1 protein-coding gene is annotated in these 358 nt (G+C 53.6%); it reads left to right on the top strand.

The genetic code is table 11. The annotated features are described in order from the left end of the window. Positions 1-43: 43 nt before the first annotated feature. Positions 44-358 (top strand): CHAP domain-containing protein (locus tag EZJ44_RS08630; RefSeq protein ID WP_206661896.1); only part of this gene is annotated, 315 nt, incomplete at its 3' end.

The raw sequence follows: 358 nt of genomic DNA, 5'->3' as shown, positions 1-358 counted from the left end.
CGACTACCCTTACCGCAGCCAGCCAAATGGAAGCACAAATACCGTGACCGGCCTATATGTTGGCTCGGATACGGATTTTGTGCTCTGGCGGATCAACCGTGACCTAGGATCAGTCGCAGACAAACCGAGTGAAACCGTTCCGAAACTGTTTCCTAAAGGCTCAATAGCCTGGCAGTGGGCATTAGCGGGAAACCTCCCTACGTGGACTGCCGTTGCTGAAGCTAACAAGGTCATGCCTGGCGATATTCTCGTGTGGAGACAAGGAGCACGCTCCGCGCAATCAACCAACGGCTACGTATCCTATATCGGGAACGTCACAAACGATGGGGTCGTGACTGAAAACTACTTCGCAGGGCAC

It is taken from the genome of Arcanobacterium bovis (assembly GCF_004331995.1).
Taxonomy (GTDB): Bacteria; Actinomycetota; Actinomycetes; order Actinomycetales; family Actinomycetaceae; genus Arcanobacterium_A; species Arcanobacterium_A bovis.
This window is presented reverse-complemented; position numbering and strand designations above follow the sequence as displayed.